This is a genomic window from Pseudomonas baltica, from assembly GCF_031880315.1.
Taxonomy (GTDB): domain Bacteria; phylum Pseudomonadota; class Gammaproteobacteria; order Pseudomonadales; family Pseudomonadaceae; genus Aquipseudomonas.
Genome location: NZ_CP134771.1, coordinates 3312501 through 3328970 on the forward strand (window position 1 = coordinate 3312501; position 16470 = coordinate 3328970).

A 16470-nucleotide genomic window follows, 5' to 3' on the forward strand; every position below is an offset into this window, starting at 1 on the left:
ATGAAGTCGCCATCGGCTGTAGGAAAATCCTGATAGGGCACGATATTGGGGTGAGCATTGCCCAGCCGTCGAGGGGCGGCCCCCGTGGTCATGTAATTCATCGCCTGATTCGCCAGGCAGGCCACCTGCACATCCAGCAGGGCCATGTCGATGTGCTGCCCCACGCCCTGCAGATCCCGATGGGCGAGGGCGGCGAGCACCGCGACAGCCGAGTACAAACCGGTAAGGATATCGGTCAGCGCGACACCCACCTTGACCGGACCGGCGCCTTCCTCCGCTTCGGATCGACCGGTCAGGCTCATCAGGCCACCGAGCCCCTGAATCATGAAGTCGTAACCCGCCCGCGTCGCATACGGCCCCGTCTGACCAAAGCCCGTGATCGAACAATAAATAAGCCGCGGATTGATTGCCTTGAGCGCCGCATAATCGAGCCCATAGGCCGCCAGCCCACCGACCTTGAAGTTCTCGATCACGATATCCGACTGCGCCACCAGCTCACGCACCAACTGCTGACCCTCGGGCCGCGTGAAATCGATGGTCACCGACTGCTTGTTGCGATTGGCCGACAGGTAATAAGCCGCCTCGCTGGTATCGCTGCCCCCGGCGTCCTTGAGGAAGGGCGGCCCCCAGGCGCGGGTATCATCACCCTTGCCTGGTCGCTCCACCTTGATGACATCGGCGCCCAGGTCGGCGAGGATTTGCCCGGCCCACGGCCCCGCCAGTACCCGGGACAAATCCAGCACCCGCACATGCGATAGCGCGCCCATGACGTGCCCCTCTATTAATAGAACGCCTGCAAGCCGGTTTGCGCACGCCCGAGAATCAACGCATGGACGTCATGGGTGCCCTCGTAGGTATTGACCACCTCAAGGTTGACCAAGTGGCGGGCCACACCGAATTCGTCGCTGATCCCGTTGCCGCCGAGCATGTCCCGCGCCATACGGGCGATCTCCAGCGACTTGCCGCAGGAGTTGCGCTTCATGATCGAGGTGATCTCCACGGCGGCCGTGCCTTCATCCTTCATGCGCCCCAGCCGCAGGCAGCCTTGCAAGGCCAGGGTGATCTCGGTCTGCATGTCGGCGAGTTTCTTCTGGATCAGTTGGGTGGCCGCCAACGGCCGCCCGAATTGCTTGCGATCAAGGGTGTATTGGCGCGCCGTGTGCCAGCAGAACTCGGCCGCACCCAGCGCGCCCCACGAAATCCCGTAACGGGCGGAGTTGAGGCAGGTAAAAGGCCCTTTGAGGCCACGCACATCCGGGAAGATGTTTTCCTCAGGGACAAACACATTGTCCATGACGATCTCGCCAGTGATCGAGGCGCGCAAGCCCACCTTGCCATGGATCGCAGGCGCACTCAGGCCTGCCCAGCCTTTCTCCAGCACAAAGCCGCGGATATCACCCGCATCATCCTTGGCCCAGACCACGAACACATCGGCGATCGGGCTGTTGGTAATCCACATCTTGGCGCCGCTCAGGCGATAACCGCCATCGACCTTGCGCGCCCGACTGACCATATTGCCGGGATCGGAGCCGTGGTCGGGCTCGGTCAAGCCAAAGCAACCAATCCATTCGCCCGAAGCCAGCCTGGGAAGGTACTTCTGTTTTTGCGCCTCGGTGCCAAACTCGTTGATCGGCACCATCACCAGGGAGGACTGCACACTCATCATCGAGCGGTAGCCGGAGTCCACTCGCTCCACCTCACGGGCAATCAGGCCATAGCACACATAGTTGAGGCCGCTGCCACCGTATTGCTCAGGGATAGTCGCCCCCAACAGACCGACCTCGCCCATCTCGCGAAAGATCGCCGGGTCGGTCTTCTCGTGCCGAAAGGCTTCGAGGACGCGCGGCGCCAGCTTGTCCTTGGCGAACTGCTCGGCACTGCTCTGCACCATGCGCTCTTCATCGCTGAGCTGTTGGTCAAGCAGCAGCGGGTCGATCCAGTTGAAGCTTGCCTTGCCAGCCATGTACGCATCCTCGATCAGTTGGAATCATGCGTCGAGCCTAGGCGGGGCGGGCGCAACGAGCAAACGAGGAATCCGCATGGCGTTGTGCTAATTTCTCACTCCATAAAGCCAATAAAGCCGAATCAGCCAACGCTGTAGTGAGGTATAGGTACATGCGCCGCAAAATCCCCAGCACCACGGCACTGGTGTGCTTCGAAGCCGCCGCACGCCACGAGAGCTTCACCAAGGCCTCGCTGGAACTGTCCTCGACTCAGGGAGCGGTGTGCCGCCAGATCGCCAGCCTTGAGGAATTCCTCAACGTCGAACTGTTCCGCCGTTCGCGCAGGGGCGTCAAGCTGACCGAGGCAGGGCTGTCCTATAGCCGCCGCGTCGCTACGCAACTGGATGCCGTCGAGCGCGATACCCTCTCGGTGATGGGCCAGCAGGGTAGCAATGTCATCGAAGTCGCCGTGGTGCCGACCTTCGGCACTCAATGGCTGTTGCCACGTTTGAAGCACTTTCAGGCGCTGCACCCGGATATCACCGTCAACCTCACCAACCGCACGCGACCATTTCTGTTCGCCGATACCGATTTCGATGCGGCCATCTATTTTGGCGATGGCGAGTGGTCCGGCACCCAGGCCTACGCGCTGATGATGGAAGCTCCCGTGCCGGTATGCAGCCCGGCCACCATCGCCAATCAGCCGAGCCTCGACGCCGAGACCCTGGCGCGCATGCCGCTGCTGCAGCAAAGCACGCGCCCTTATGCCTGGCGCCAGTGGTTCGGCTCGCTGGGCATGAATGTGTCGCGCGACATGACTGGTCCGCGCTATGAGCTGTTCTCGATGCTGGCCCAGGCCGCCATGCATGACATGGGCGTGGCGCTGATCCCACCGTTCCTGATCCGCCGCGAACTGGAGGAGGGCAGGCTTACAGTGTGCAATGCCCATGCATTGACCAGCACCAAGGCTTATCACTTGATGATTCCCGAACGAAAAGTCGAATCTGCTTCGCTAAAGGCATTCCAGAACTGGCTGACCACCGAAGCACGCGGTTACACCGCGCAGAATCAGGGCTAATCCAGGTAGTGGCATGCAGAAATCACCTACAGATATAACTATTTGACGCCATTACGACATCTGTACTCCAACAAACTCGAACTGGCGCTCAGCCCTTATATCCCGTGGCCTGCAGGGAATCAAACCGCGACTTTCTGCCGCACTGAAGGTAAAGCTGCAAAAATATTCACCCCCGCTCGAAATTGGCTGAACCCCCCACAATTAAAGGATTAAACCCTCTTAGGTGCGTCAATGCACCACAGGAAAATATGTAGTAATAATCTATCCCCCTTACATATGCTGTTGAAAGCGCCTCGGTAACCCCTGCAAAATGCCGCGCCCCGCCCACTTGCGGCGGGTTGGTGCTGATCCGCCGCCCCAGTTGCCACCTTGCTGTCTCATAACAAAAGTAGCGCTGGGTACTCTAAAAAGATCACGGAGAAACGACGTGCACATTGGTGTTCCTCTCGAAACACAGACGGGCGAGACACGCGTGGCTGCCACCCCGGAAACCATCAAGAAATTGATTGGCCAAGGGCACAAGGTCACCGTCCAGAGCGGCGCCGGCATTCTTGCCAGCGTTACCGACAGCGCTTATGAAGCCGCTGGCGCAACCATCGGCAGTGCCGCCGATGCGTTTGCCGCGCAGTTGGTGTTCAAGGTCAATGCTCCCTACGACAACGAGCTCAGCTTGATGCCGGCCGGCACCGTGCTGGTGGGCATGCTCAACCCGTTCAACAACGAGACCATTGCCAAGATGGCAGAGCGCGGTATTACCGCCTTCGCCCTTGAGGCCGCCCCGCGGACCTCACGCGCGCAGAGCCTCGACGTGTTGTCGTCGCAAGCCAACATCGCCGGCTACAAGGCCGTGCTGCTGGCGGCCCATCACTATCCACGCTTCATGCCGATGCTGATGACCGCCGCCGGTACCGTGAAGGCTGCCCGCGTGCTGATCCTGGGTGCTGGTGTCGCCGGCCTGCAGGCCATCGCCACGGCCAAGCGCCTGGGCGCGGTGATCGAGGCCTCGGACGTGCGTCCGGCGGTGAAGGAACAGATCGAATCCCTGGGTGCGAAGTTTCTCGACGTGCCGTACGAAACTGACGAGGAGCGTGAATGCGCCGTGGGCGTCGGCGGTTATGCGCGGCCGATGCCTGCCAGCTGGATGCAACGCCAGGCGCAAGCCGTGCACGAGCGCGCCAAACAGGCCGACATCGTGATTACCACCGCACTGATCCCGGGCCGCCGCGCACCGACGCTGCTGAGTGCCGAGACGGTTGCCGAGATGAAGCCAGGCTCGGTGGTCATCGACCTCGCGGCCCTGCAAGGCGGCAACTGCCCGCTGACCGTGGCCGACCAGGTGGTGGTGCACAACGGCGTGACCATCGCCGGGCCGACCAACCTGCCGGCCCAGGTCGGCGCCGATGCCTCGGCGCTGTATGCGCGCAACCTGCTGGACTTCACCAAGCTGCTGTTCGACAAGGACGGCAAGCTTGTCATCAACCTCGAAGACGACATCGTCGCCGCGTGCCTGATGTGCCGCGACGGATCGATCATCCGCAAGAACGGCTGAGGATAACAATAATGGAAGACATGCTGATTTCTCACGGCGTCTACAACCTGATCATCTTCGTGCTGGCGATCTACGTCGGCTACCACGTGGTCTGGAACGTCACCCCTGCGCTGCACACGCCACTGATGGCGGTGACCAACGCGATTTCCGCGATCGTCATCGTCGGTGCCATGCTCGCAGCCGCCCTGACCGTCACGCCACTGGGCAAGACCATGGGCACCCTGGCCGTGGCCCTGGCCGCGGTCAACGTGTTCGGCGGCTTCCTGGTGACGCGCCGCATGCTGGAAATGTTCAAGAAGAAAGCTCCTAAAGTGAAGGACGAGGCTGCCAAACCATGAGCATGAACCTGGTAACCATCCTTTACCTGATCGCCTCGATCTGCTTCATCCAGGCCCTTAAAGGCTTGTCGCACCCGACCACGTCGCGCCGCGGCAACCTGTTCGGCATGCTGGGCATGACCTTGGCAGTGCTGACCACGGTCGGCTTGATCTACAAGCTGGGCAGCGAGATCGCCACCGCCGGCATCGGCTACGTCATCGTCGGCCTGCTGGTCGGCGGTACCGTGGGCTCGATCATGGCCAAGCGCGTCGAAATGACCAAGATGCCCGAGCTGGTGGCGTTCATGCACAGCATGATCGGCCTGGCCGCGGTATTCATCGCCATTGCGGCGGTGGTCGAACCGCAGTCCCTGGGCATCGTGGCGCAGCTGGGCGATGCCATCCCTACCGGTAACCGCCTGGAACTGTTCCTTGGCGCGGCCATTGGCGCGATCACCTTCTCGGGTTCGGTCATCGCTTTCGGCAAGCTGTCCGGCAAGTACAAGTTCCGTCTGTTCCAGGGCGCACCGGTACAGTTTCCCGGCCAGCACAAGCTGAACCTGGTGATCGGCCTCGGCGCGCTGTTCTTCGGCCTGACCTTCATGTTCACCGGCAGCTACCTGGCCTTCAGCATCATGTTGGCTTTGGCTTTCGTGCTGGGCGTGCTGCTGATCATCCCGATCGGTGGTGCCGACATGCCGGTAGTGGTCTCGATGCTCAACAGCTACTCGGGCTGGGCGGCGGCCGGTATCGGCTTCTCGCTGAACAACTCGATGCTGATCATCGCCGGCTCCCTGGTGGGCTCATCGGGCGCGATTCTGTCGTACATCATGTGCAAGGCCATGAACCGCTCGTTCTTCAATGTGATCGGCGGTGGTTTCGGCGCTGTGGCAGATGCAGGTCCTGCCGGCGCCAAGGAAGCACGACCGGTGAAATCCGGTTCGGCTGACGACGCCGCCTTTCTGCTGACCAACGCCGACACGGTGATCATCGTGCCGGGTTACGGCCTGGCCGTGGCCCGCGCCCAGCACGCCCTGAAGGAACTGACCGAGAAGCTGACCCACGCCGGTGTGACCGTGAAGTACGCGATCCACCCGGTGGCGGGGCGCATGCCTGGCCATATGAACGTCCTGCTGGCCGAGGCCGAAGTGCCTTACGACCAGGTGTTCGAGATGGACGACATCAACACCGAGTTCGGCCAGGCCGACGTGGTGCTGGTACTGGGCGCCAACGACGTGGTCAACCCGGCCGCGAAGAACGATCCCAAGTCGCCGATCGCCGGCATGCCGATCCTGGAAGCCTTCAAGGCCAAGACCATCATCGTCAACAAGCGCTCGATGGCCAGCGGCTATGCCGGCCTGGACAACGAACTGTTCTACCTGGACAAGACCATGATGGTGTTCGGTGACGCTAAAAAGGTCATCGAGGATATGGTCAAGGCTGTCGAATAGTAGCGTCGCTGTTCTTCCTGCAGGATTAGGCTTGCCCGCGAAAAAGTTGATGCAGTGCACCTGCTGACGCTTTCGCGAGCAAGCTTTGCTCCTACAGGGACACGACTCCGACACAGATAAAACCCGGCTTCTATGGCCGGGTTCTTACATCCCCGGCAACGGTGTTTTACCGCAAACCCCTGCAATAGAGCCCCCACCTTCGACCATGGTCGCGGCGCCACACAGTGCGGCTTTCAATAGACTGCGCTCTTTGCCCCGTGAACCCGAGATAATAATCATGCACCGTGATCGTATCCGCCTGGACTCCTTGCACAGCAAGGTGATGACTGCGGCACAAGCTGCTGCTCTTATAGAAGATGGCATGACCGTCGGCATGAGCGGCTTCACCCGCGCCGGTGAAGCCAAGGCCGTGCCTACCGCGCTGGCCGAGCGCGCCCGCGTGACACCGCTGAAGATCAGCCTGATGACCGGCGCCAGCCTGGGCAACGACCTCGACAAGCAGCTCACCGAGGCCAGCGTATTGGCCCGGCGCATGCCGTTCCAGGTCGACAGCACCTTGCGCAAGGCCATCAACGACGGCACCGTGATGTTTATCGACCAGCACCTGTCGGACACCGTCGAGCAGTTGCGCAATCGGCAGATCAAGGCCGTCGACCTGGCAGTGATCGAATGCGTCGCCATCACTGAAGAGGGCCATCTGGTGCTCAGCACCTCAGTGGGCAACTCCGCCAGTTTCGCCATCCTCGCCAAGCAGGTGATCATCGAGATCAACCTGTCGCAGCCGCTGGAGCTCGAAGGCCTGCACGACATCTATATCCCCAGCTATCGCCCGACGCGCCTGCCCATCCCGGTGCTCAACGCTGACACGCGCATCGGCAACATCGCCGTACAGATCGACCCGGCGAAAATCGTCGGCATCGTCATCAGCAACCAGCCTGACTCCCCGTCCACGGTGCTACCACCGGACGACGAGACCAAGGCCATCGCCAGCCACCTGGTGGAATTCTTCAAGAACGAAGTCCGTGAAAACCGCCTGACCAACAGCCTGATGCCGTTGCAGGCCGGGATCGGCACCATCGCCAACGCGGTGATGCACGGCCTGATCGACTCGCCGTTCACCGACATGACCATGTATTCCGAAGTGCTGCAGGACTCCACCTTCGATCTGTTCGACGCGGGCAAGCTGGCCTTCGCCTCAGGCAGCTCCATGACCCTGTCGGCACGCAAGCACGAAGAAGTGTTCGCCGACTTCAACCGGTACAAGTCACGCCTGGTGCTGCGCCCGCAGGAGATCTCCAACCATCCGGAGGTGATCCGCCGCCTGGGGATCATTGGTATCAACACGGCGCTGGAGTTCGATCTGTACGGCAACGTCAACTCCACCCATGTGTGCGGTACGCGGATGATGAACGGCATCGGCGGTTCGGGGGATTTTGCGCGCAATGCGCACCTGGCGATCTTCGTCACCAAGTCGATCGCCAAGGGCGGCGCCATCTCCAGTGTGGTGCCCATGGTCAGCCACGTCGACCACACCGAGCACGACGTCGATATCCTCGTCACCGAGCAGGGTCTGGCCGATCTGCGTGGCTTGGCGCCACGGGAACGCGCACGTGTGATCATCGACAACTGTGTGCACCCGGACTTCCGCCAGCCGCTCAACGATTACTTCAGCAAGGCCTGCGAGGTGGGCGGCCATACCCCGCATATCCTGCGTGATGCACTCGCCTGGCACATCAATCTGGAGGAGACCGGGCAGATGCTGGCAAGCTGATCGAACAGTTGGCGGACTGATTGTGCCCATCTGTATCAGTCCGCCGGTTTCGGACCTGCCAATATTCAAAAACTGTACTACTGTGCCTATGTTTTATCCCTGTTTGTCGATAAAAAAACAGTCAAATTCACTTGCATGGCACTTTTTCAGTGCAGACCAATACAGTTGCTTCATTTTCGATCAAAACAGTCTCGTTAAACAGTTAACTGAGCTCTCACAATACAGTTGAACTGTGCCTTGGGAGAAAGCCTGCGCAGGAGGATCATTACTCCCAGACAAACCACTGACTGATCCCGCCACAAGCGGAAGGATGTACACCATGGAACGCACCGTAAGTTCCGACCTGCTCTTCAAATCCAGCACTGCAAACGCTTCGACTTCTGCACCGTTGCGCGTACTCGCCAACCTCATGCTGTGGCAACGCCGTATCGCCAGCCGCCATCAATTGGCCCGTCTGGATGCCCGCCTGCTGGCCGATGCCGGTATCAGCGAAGCACAACGTTCCGAAGAGCTGAGCAAGCCTTTCTGGCGTTAAGCAACACCCGCTGGCCCAGGACTGCGCGTCCCTACCCAGCACCCCAAATTCCGAAAAACCGCCGCAGGCAACTGCAGGCGGTTTTTTTTCGCCTGCTGAAAAAAAGCGTTTCGCATGAAAGCCCTGCGGTCCGGACTGCTGACTTGCTAACGACAAGTACAGTTTTAATTATCCAAAAATACTACAAGTACAATTATGTGCTTCAATAGCTGTGCCACCGCAGCTCACTTCCAATGGATTGGCCGAACAGGCCAAGCGTTTCCAGTACGATTAGAGGCGTCACAGCAGTCTGTACTGGTATTGCCATGCCGCAACGGCTCTAATAGGACTGTGCCAGAGCTGCCCAGCAGTTCGCTCTCATATCGCCATCATCCAGGAGAACCACCATGTTCCGTTCCCGACTGCTCGGCGCTGCCCTGCTGCTGGCCCTGCCCCTGGCGGCCAGCGCGTCCAGCTTTGTCGTTACCACCGACTCCATCGTGCGCGGCCTCAAAGCGTCGTCCGATACCACCACGGACCTGTCTTCTTCGTTGCGCGACAAGAAGATCGTCCGCGAAGCCCGCGAAGACGCCGCCAGCTTTGTCGCCTCCCAAGGTGATATCCGTGGTGTGCGCCTGGAAAGCGCCCTGGCGTATATCCGTACTGAACAGCCACAGTTGCGAGCCACCGATGCGCAATTGGCGCAGGCTATTCTGGCGATCTGATTGCTTCGCTGGTGGACTTCGGTTGATTCGACCGACGTCCCCAGATGAATGTTTTGCCATATACCGCCAGGCACTGGCCCTCAAACACCGCCTTACGCTAGCCTGTATCGACTTCCACTACATACCGAGACTCATGCGTTATCTGCTCCCGCTGTGCCTGCTCTGTGCCTGGACCTCCTCGGCCATGGCCTTCGACACCACGACCCAGGGTGTGGTCATGACCGGCTATGTCACCAGCCAGGTCACCACGGCGCCCTTCGATCGCAAGATCGTCCTGCATGCCCGCGACGATGCGGCCGCATTTGTCGCCACCAATGGCGCGATGCGCGGAGTACAATTGGAGTCGGCCCTGGACTACCTGCGCACACGAAGTGCAAAACTTCATGCGAGTGATCTTGAACTGGCGCAGGCAATTCTCGTCCAATAGCCACTTTCTTAAATCTGTATCCGGAGCACCTCAATGCGTAACTCGCTGATCGCCGTCACTCTTGGCCTGCTGTGCGTGGCCGACATGGCCCAAGCGCACACTCTCGTCGCCACCAGCAACATCATCGTCAATGCTTCGCGGCGCAGTGTTAACTTCACCTCCGATACCACCACCTCGATCCGCGACTCGAAAATCGTCCGCGAAGCCAAGGACGATGCCGCCAGCTACGTGGGCAGCAATGGTGACATCCGTGGCGCCCAGCTCGAAGCCGCCTTTGTGGCCGTGCGCAACGCCGTGCCCGAAGCCCGCAACGCCAGCGACCAGGACCTCGCAGAAGCCATCCTCGCGCTGTGAGGCGCCTATGGGCCTGGCTGACGGCCTGCACCCTCTTGCTGTCGTGTCATACCGCCGTTGCCGCCCTGCAGCTTGATCTTCAGACTCAGGGCCTGACACCGGCACAAGTGCAGGCCACCCAGACCCTGCTCGACGATGCCATGCATGCGCTGCCGCCGAGCTTTATCGAACGCCTGGATCGACGCATCACGGTCGGCTGGACCGACCACATGCCTGACGACGCCTACGGACAGGCCTCGCCAGTGTCCAGCCTCGACCTCAATATTCGCCAGCTGGCCAGCCTCACCGACGGCACTGCCGCCACCGAGCAGACCGGCCGCCCCCACGGCACCGTGCGCGCAGAACTGCTGGCCACGGTATTGCACGAACTCACCCATATCTACGATCGCGCTCGCCTGTGGGCACCGGATCAGCGCCTGTTGCTCAGCCGCTGTGCGCGGCGCAACGCCAGCCTCGGCGATGTCGGCCTGCCCAGCGAGTGCCGTGGAGAAACGGCCCGGCGCTTCACGCTGAGCGACGATCCACGTCTGCTCGACCTGGCGGGCTGGCCGCAATATGTAGGCCGTCGCGGCGAACGGGAAATCCAGAATCACCAGGTCGCCCGCAGCCCGGACCTGTACGAAGCCAGCAGCCCGAAGGAATTCATCGCGGTCAACATGGAGTATTTCCTCCTCGACCCGAGTTACGCCTGCCGCCGCCCGGCGCTGTTCGAGTACCTGCGCGATCATTTCGGCTGGGCACCTGCCCATCAGGACGCCTGCGAGAAGAGCCTGCCGTACCTCAACGCCGGCAGCGACTTCGCCAAGGAGCCACTGGGCCACATTGATCCGGAGCGCGTCTACGAGGTCGACTACCTGCTGGCCGAAGCCAATCAGAACTGGGTCAGCCGCTGGGGCCACAGCATGTTGCGCCTGGTGATCTGCGCCCCAGGACGGCCGCGCGGCCCGGACTGCCGCCTCGACCTGGACCAAAGCCTGGTGCTGTCCTATCGGGCATTCGTCAATGACGTGCAGCTGTCCACCTGGGGCGGGCTGATGGGTCAGTACCCGTCGCGGCTGTTCGTGCTGCCGTTGTCCCAAGTGATCGACGAATACACCAAGACCGAACTGCGCAGCCTGGCCTCGGTGCCGCTCAAATTGACCCGCAGCGAAATCGAATCGCTGGTGCGCCACGCGGCGGAGATGCACTGGAGCTACGACGGCAACTACTATTTCGTCTCCAACAATTGCGCGGTAGAGAACCTCAAGCTGCTGCGCAGCGGTACCGGCAACCCCAAGCTCGGCGACCTCGACAGTATCGTCCCCAACGGCTTGCTGCAGGTGCTCGAAGGCCGCGGCATGGCCGATGGCAGCGTGCTCGACGACCCCAAGGAGGCGCTGCGCCGCGGCTACCGCTTCGACTCCTACCGCGATCGCTACGCTGCCATGTTCAAGGTCCTCAAACAGCATCTCGACATCCCCCAGACCACAGTCGAAAGCTGGCTCGAGCAATCTGCCGCAGACCGCCGCGCCTGGTTCGCCAAGGCCGACCTGCGCACCAGCGCGGCCTTGCTGCTGCTCGAGCAGGCCAGCTACCGCCGCCAATTGCTGTTGGCTCAGGATGAGGTCAAGCAGAAGTACCTCGGCGCCCGCGAGCTCAAGAACGGCGGCATGGACAACGCCAACAAGACCCTGCAGCAGATCCTCGCCAACAGCGGATTCCTCAGCCGCCCGGCGGAGTTGCTGGGCGCCGACGGCTACGGCTTGCCGCAAGGGCCGGAGATGCAACGCCTGCAGTCCGAGAGCAAGCAACGCCAGGCGCAGCTGTTGAGCCTGAGCGTCGATCTCGACAAGGAAGTGCGCAAGCTGCTGACCCCCGAGCGCCAGGCCGAGATCACTGCCAACGAGGACAACCTCAAACAGATCGGCGAGCATCTGCGGGCGCTGCATAAAGCGGCTGGCGGGTTGGAGTTGTAGCGGCGTTTGCAGATCCGACCCCTTTCGCGCGCAAGCCTTGAATTCTCGCCCTCGAAAGCTGCCTGAAAGCTTCACCCCTTATCATCACCTCAACCCCGGCAACAGACCGGCTGGTTCGCACGCCCGCGTGCAGCCCTATGACAACAACAATTGGTGATCCTGTATGACGTGCACTCCCGCCTTCGCTGCGCCTCCGATACTCCCAGCCTCCGCCGCCCAGTACTGACCCCATCCCGGTTCGTCCTTCCCTAGCCGCGCTACGCCTGGAGTATCCCTATGCTGACTTTCCTTGGCTTTGCCATGGTCATCGCCTTCATGTTCCTGATCATGACCAAGCGCCTGTCCGCGCTGATCGCCTTGATCATCGTCCCGATCCTGTTCGCGCTGTTCGGTGGCTTCGGGCCGAAAATCGGCCCGATGATGCTCGAAGGCATCACCAAACTGGCGCCCACCGGCGTCATGCTGATGTTCGCCATTCTCTACTTCGCCCTGATGATCGACTCCGGGCTCTTCGACCCGGCGGTGCGCAAGATCCTCAAGCTGGTCAAGGGCGATCCGCTGAAAGTCTCGGTCGGCACCGCCGTGCTGGCGCTGGTGGTATCGCTGGATGGAGACGGCGCGACTACCTACATGATCTGCGTCGCCGCCCTGTTGCCGCTGTACAGCCGCATAGGCATGAGCCCACGGATCATGGCCGGGCTGATCATCCTCGCGGGCGGGATCATGAACATGACCCCTTGGGGTGGCCCGACCGCCCGTGCGGCCAGCGCGCTGCACGTCGACCCTTCAGACATCTTCGTGCCGATGATTCCGGCCATGGCCTGCGGCGTCATCGCCTTGCTGGCCATCGCATACTTTTACGGCAAGCGTGAACGCGCGCGCCTGGGCGAACTGCACCTGCCTGGCGAAGAAGTCGACCACAGCGAAATCAGTGTGTCGCAGTTCCCCGATGCACGTCGGCCCAAGCTGATCTGGTTCAACGGCCTGCTCACCCTGGTGCTCATGGTTGCGCTGATCAAAGGCCTGCTCCCGCTGCCGGTGCTGTTCATGATCGCCTTCAGCATCGCCATGATCGTCAACTACCCGAACCTGGATCATCAGAAAGAGCGCATCGCCGCCCATGCCGGTAGCGTGCTGGCGGTGGTCGGGCTGATTTTTGCGGCGGGTATCTTCACCGGCATCCTTTCGGGCACAGGCATGGTCGACGCCATGTCGAAAAGCCTGTTGGCAGTGATTCCGGATGCGCTGGGGCCTTACCTGGCGGTGATTACTGCGCTGGTGAGCATGCCGTTCACCTTCTTCATGTCCAACGACGCCTTCTACTACGGCGTGCTGCCGGTACTCGCCGAGGCTGCCGCGCATTACGGCATCAGCCCGGTGGAGATGGCGCGCGCCTCGATCGTCGGCCAACCGGTACATCTGCTCAGCCCACTTGTGCCCTCGACCTACCTGCTGGTGGCATTGGCGGGCATCGAATTCGGCGATCATCAGCGCTTCACCCTCAAATGGGCGGTGCTGGTGTGCCTGGTGATTTTGCTTGGCGCGCTGGTGATGGGCGTGTTCCCGGTCGTCGGCAGTCTATAACTATCATTTACCCAGTGCTGCAACGGACACTGCGCGCGGTGCCCGTTTCAGCCCGTCGGGGGCAAGCCCCCTCACTACAAAGGAAACGACATGGAATGGCTGACCAACCCGGAAATCTGGGTTGCCTTCTTTACCCTGACCGCCCTCGAGATCGTCCTCGGGATCGACAACATCATCATGATCTCGATCCTGGTCAGCCGCATGCCCAAGCACATGCAAAAGCGCACGCGCCTGTTCGGGCTGGCGCTGGCCATGGTGACGCGGATCCTTTTGCTGCTGTCGATCACCTGGGTCATGCGCCTGACCGCCGACCTGTTCGTGGTGTTCGGGCAGGGGATATCCGGACGTGACCTGATCCTGTTCTTCGGTGGCCTGTTCCTGATCTGGAAGAGCTCCCAAGAGATCTACCAAGGCATGGAAGGCGAAGAGGAGGGCGACGGCACGCCAGGCGGCAAGGGCGGCAACTTCCTCTATACCATCGTGCAGATCGCGATCATCGACATCGTCTTCTCCCTCGACTCAGTGATCACTGCAGTCGGCATGGTGTCCCATGTGCCGGTGATGATCGCCGCCATCGTGGTCGCGGTATTGGTGATGATGCTGTGCGCGGGGGTCATCAGTGACTTCATCGACAAACATCCATCGCTTAAAATGCTGGCACTTTCCTTCCTGATGGTGGTCGGAACCGTGCTGATTGCCGAATCGTTCGATATCCACGTGCCCAAAGGCTACGTTTATTTCGCGATGGCATTCTCGCTGGCAGTCGAAGCGATCAACATCAAGATGCGCACCAGCCACGCGAAGAAGAAAAAGGCGGAGTAAGCGCCGCCGCCCACCCCTGTGGAACGGGCCGTGCTCGCTCCCGCAGGGGTTGTGTCAACCGCAGGACCATGAAAAATATGACAGTTTTGTTTCAAAGATCTTATTCGCTGTGCCATGCTGGCGCACGGCCTGGAAGCGGACTAAAGCTTAACCGGGTGTCTATTCGAATCAGCCCTTAACGGGCAGTCAACAGGGGGCCGTCGTCAATGCTGACCCTGCTCAATCTACTTTCTGCAGTCGCGTTGCTCATCTGGGGCACGCATATCGTTCGTACCGGCATCCTGCGGGTCTACGGCACGGCCTTGCGCCGCCTGCTCAGCCAGAACATGTCCAAGCGGCCACTGGCGTTCATCGCCGGGATACTGGTCACCGCCGTGGTGCAAAGCAGCAACGCCACGGCGATGCTGACCACCTCCTTCGTCGGCCAAGGCCTGATGGCGCTCACCCCGGCGCTGGCGATCATGCTTGGCGCCGATGTCGGTACCGCGATCATGTCGCGGGTCCTGACGTTCGACCTGTCCTGGCTCTCGCCCCTGCTGATATTCCTCGGCGTGATCTTCTTCCTGTCGCGCAAGCAGACGCCGCTCGGGCAGCTTGGCCGGGTCGGTATCGGCCTGGGGCTGATCATCCTGGCCTTGCAGCTGATCGTCGAAGCCGCAGGCCCGATTACCCACGCTCAGGGCGTAAAAGTCCTGTTTGCCTCGCTGACCGGCGATATTCTGCTCGACGCCTTGATCGGCGCGCTGTTCGCGATGATTTCCTATTCCAGCCTGGCCGCAGTGCTGTTGACCGCGACGCTGGCCGAATCCGGGGTGATCAGCCTGCCGGTGGCCATCGGCCTGGTGATCGGGGCCAACATCGGCAGCGGTCTGCTGGCATTCATCTCCACCAACATGCAGAACACCGCTGGCCGCCAGGTCGCGCTGGGCAGCCTGCTGTACAAGCTGATCGGCCTGCTGCTGATCATCCCGGTGCTGAGCCCGCTGGTGCACTGGATGGACAGCCTCAATTACGATGCGCAGACCATGGTGATCAGCTTCCATGTGCTCTACAACTCCATCCGCTGCCTGATCATGCTGCCCACGGTGGGGCCGATGGCCAAGCTCTGCGCCAACATCCTGCCAAAGCGCGCCGAAGCCAATGGCCAGAGCAAGCCGCGTCACCTCGATCCCGCCGCCCTGGACACGCCCAGCCTGGCCATGGCCAACGCCGTGCGCGAAACCCTGCGCATGGGCGACCTGATCGACAGCATGCTGGCGGCGATGCTCAACGTGTTGCGCGGCACCCAGACCGCCGTGACCCAGGAAGTCCGCACCCTGGGCGATGACGCTGAGGCGTTGTACGTGGCGATCAAGCTGTATCTGGCGCAAATGCCCCGTGAAGACCTCGGCGAGCTCGACAGCCGGCGCTGGGCCGAAATCATCGAACTGACCCTCAACCTCAAGCTCAGCGCCGACCTGATCGAACGCATGCTGCGCAAAGTGCAGCAGCAAAAGACCTCGCAGCGCCGCTCGTTCTCCGATGTCGGCCTCGAAGAGCTCACCGGCCTGCACAACCAGTTGATAGCCAACTTGCGCTTGGGCCTGACGGTGTTCCTCACCGGCGACCCAGAAAGCGCCCGCCAGTTGTTGCGGGAAAAACGCCGCTTCCGCGCGCAGGAAAGGCGCCTGGCGCACTCCCATGTCAGCCGCCTGCAGCGCAAAGTGGTGCAGAGCATCGAGACCAGCTCGCTGCACCTGGAGCTGATCGCCGATATGAAGCGCCTCAACTCGCTATTCTGCAGCAGCGCCTATGCGGTGCTCGGCACCTCGGAAACCGGTTCGCTGATGTCCGAGAGCGAAGTCGAGGAGGCTGTCGAAGCGGCCACTGAAGCCAGCATCGAGGCCCGCGAAGCGACCTGAACGATGGCGTCTGAATAAAAAGCACTTGAACATCCGGGGGACCGTGAAGTCTGTTCAAACAGACCCATCCGCCTGGCGC

At 61.2% G+C, this 16470-nt stretch carries 15 protein-coding genes (1 of these 15 cut by a window edge); 13 read left to right on the plus strand and 2 right to left on the minus strand.

The window, feature by feature from the left end; all coding sequences use genetic code 11:
• Together REH34_RS14710 and REH34_RS14715 are read right to left on the minus strand one after the other, a co-directional pair.
• Window positions 1–767: the 5' portion of a CaiB/BaiF CoA-transferase family protein gene (locus REH34_RS14710; RefSeq protein ID WP_311972024.1), read on the minus strand. Its footprint begins 454 nt before the window's first position; the window shows 767 of its 1221 coding nt (coding positions 1–767); its start codon is at window positions 765–767; its stop codon lies off the left edge, out of view.
• 14 nt (window positions 768–781) lie between these two features.
• Entirely contained in the window at window positions 782–1963 is a 1182-nt protein-coding gene (locus REH34_RS14715; RefSeq protein WP_311972025.1) for an acyl-CoA dehydrogenase, read from the minus strand.
• 152 nt (window positions 1964–2115) lie between these two features.
• Between REH34_RS14715 and REH34_RS14720 the strand changes: the two genes are divergently transcribed.
• The 13 genes from REH34_RS14720 (at window position 2116) to REH34_RS14780 (ending at window position 16391) form a co-directional block, all read left to right on the plus strand.
• Window positions 2116–3021 (plus strand): LysR family transcriptional regulator, encoded by a 906-nt coding sequence (locus tag REH34_RS14720; RefSeq protein WP_311972026.1) that lies wholly within the window; start codon window positions 2116–2118, stop codon window positions 3019–3021.
• Between the two features lie 427 nt (window positions 3022–3448).
• On the plus strand, window positions 3449–4570 hold the full coding sequence (locus REH34_RS14725; protein WP_311968267.1) for a Re/Si-specific NAD(P)(+) transhydrogenase subunit alpha: 1122 nt from the start codon (window positions 3449–3451) through the stop codon (window positions 4568–4570).
• An 11-nt stretch (window positions 4571–4581) separates the two neighbouring features.
• Window positions 4582–4908, plus strand: coding sequence for an NAD(P) transhydrogenase subunit alpha (locus tag REH34_RS14730; RefSeq protein ID WP_226503718.1), 327 nt, complete (start codon window positions 4582–4584; stop codon window positions 4906–4908).
• Window positions 4905–6338, plus strand: a complete 1434-nt coding sequence (locus REH34_RS14735) for an NAD(P)(+) transhydrogenase (Re/Si-specific) subunit beta (RefSeq protein ID WP_226503719.1) — start codon at window positions 4905–4907, stop codon at window positions 6336–6338. Before REH34_RS14730 ends, REH34_RS14735 begins: the two co-directional genes overlap by 4 nt.
• A 277-nt stretch (window positions 6339–6615) precedes the next feature.
• Window positions 6616–8109, plus strand: a complete 1494-nt coding sequence (locus tag REH34_RS14740) for an acetyl-CoA hydrolase/transferase family protein (RefSeq protein ID WP_311968268.1) — start codon at window positions 6616–6618, stop codon at window positions 8107–8109.
• 319 nt (window positions 8110–8428) lie between these two features.
• Window positions 8429–8644 (plus strand): DUF1127 domain-containing protein, encoded by a 216-nt coding sequence (locus tag REH34_RS14745; RefSeq protein ID WP_226503721.1) that lies wholly within the window; start codon window positions 8429–8431, stop codon window positions 8642–8644.
• 386 nt (window positions 8645–9030) lie between these two features.
• A complete protein-coding gene (locus REH34_RS14750; protein ID WP_226503722.1) occupies window positions 9031–9348 on the plus strand; it encodes a DUF2388 domain-containing protein in 318 nt (105 codons plus the stop codon).
• Window positions 9349–9481: 133 nt separating this feature from the next.
• The gene (locus tag REH34_RS14755) at window positions 9482–9775 is read left to right on the plus strand and encodes a DUF2388 domain-containing protein (protein WP_226503723.1); all 294 of its coding nucleotides are present in this window, start codon (window positions 9482–9484) and stop codon (window positions 9773–9775) included.
• Window positions 9776–9808: 33 nt separating this feature from the next.
• Window positions 9809–10129 (plus strand): DUF2388 domain-containing protein, encoded by a 321-nt coding sequence (locus tag REH34_RS14760; protein ID WP_226503724.1) that lies wholly within the window; start codon window positions 9809–9811, stop codon window positions 10127–10129.
• Window positions 10126–12084: a DUF4105 domain-containing protein gene (locus REH34_RS14765; protein WP_226503725.1), complete on the plus strand. Its 1959-nt coding sequence runs from the start codon at window positions 10126–10128 to the stop codon at window positions 12082–12084. The genes REH34_RS14760 and REH34_RS14765 overlap by 4 nt, the downstream gene beginning before the upstream one ends.
• Before the next feature lie 276 nt (window positions 12085–12360).
• Entirely contained in the window at window positions 12361–13668 is a 1308-nt protein-coding gene (locus tag REH34_RS14770) for a CitMHS family transporter (protein ID WP_226503726.1), read from the plus strand.
• 90 nt (window positions 13669–13758) lie between these two features.
• Complete coding sequence (locus REH34_RS14775) at window positions 13759–14490, plus strand: TerC family protein (protein WP_226503727.1); 732 nt, start codon at window positions 13759–13761, stop codon at window positions 14488–14490.
• Window positions 14491–14696: 206 nt separating this feature from the next.
• Window positions 14697–16391: a Na/Pi cotransporter family protein gene (locus REH34_RS14780; protein WP_311968269.1), complete on the plus strand. Its 1695-nt coding sequence runs from the start codon at window positions 14697–14699 to the stop codon at window positions 16389–16391.
• Window positions 16392–16470: the final 79 nt, after the last annotated feature.

Excerpts from the sequence above, each read along its gene's own strand:
- REH34_RS14715 (WP_311972025.1), bottom strand. The coding sequence starts at position 1,963 with ATGGCTGGCAAGGCAAGCTTCAACTGGATCGACCCGCTGCTGCTTGAC.
- REH34_RS14720 (WP_311972026.1), top strand. The coding sequence starts at position 2,116 with ATGCGCCGCAAAATCCCCAGCACCACGGCACTGGTGTGCTTCGAAGCC.
- REH34_RS14730 (WP_226503718.1), top strand. The coding sequence starts at position 4,582 with ATGGAAGACATGCTGATTTCTCACGGCGTCTACAACCTGATCATCTTC.
- REH34_RS14735 (WP_226503719.1), top strand. The coding sequence starts at position 4,905 with ATGAGCATGAACCTGGTAACCATCCTTTACCTGATCGCCTCGATCTGC.
- REH34_RS14740 (WP_311968268.1), top strand. The coding sequence starts at position 6,616 with ATGCACCGTGATCGTATCCGCCTGGACTCCTTGCACAGCAAGGTGATG.
- REH34_RS14745 (WP_226503721.1), top strand. The coding sequence starts at position 8,429 with ATGGAACGCACCGTAAGTTCCGACCTGCTCTTCAAATCCAGCACTGCA.
- REH34_RS14750 (WP_226503722.1), top strand. The coding sequence starts at position 9,031 with ATGTTCCGTTCCCGACTGCTCGGCGCTGCCCTGCTGCTGGCCCTGCCC.
- REH34_RS14755 (WP_226503723.1), top strand. The coding sequence starts at position 9,482 with ATGCGTTATCTGCTCCCGCTGTGCCTGCTCTGTGCCTGGACCTCCTCG.
- REH34_RS14760 (WP_226503724.1), top strand. The coding sequence starts at position 9,809 with ATGCGTAACTCGCTGATCGCCGTCACTCTTGGCCTGCTGTGCGTGGCC.
- REH34_RS14770 (WP_226503726.1), top strand. The coding sequence starts at position 12,361 with ATGCTGACTTTCCTTGGCTTTGCCATGGTCATCGCCTTCATGTTCCTG.
- REH34_RS14775 (WP_226503727.1), top strand. The coding sequence starts at position 13,759 with ATGGAATGGCTGACCAACCCGGAAATCTGGGTTGCCTTCTTTACCCTG.
- REH34_RS14780 (WP_311968269.1), top strand. The coding sequence starts at position 14,697 with ATGCTGACCCTGCTCAATCTACTTTCTGCAGTCGCGTTGCTCATCTGG.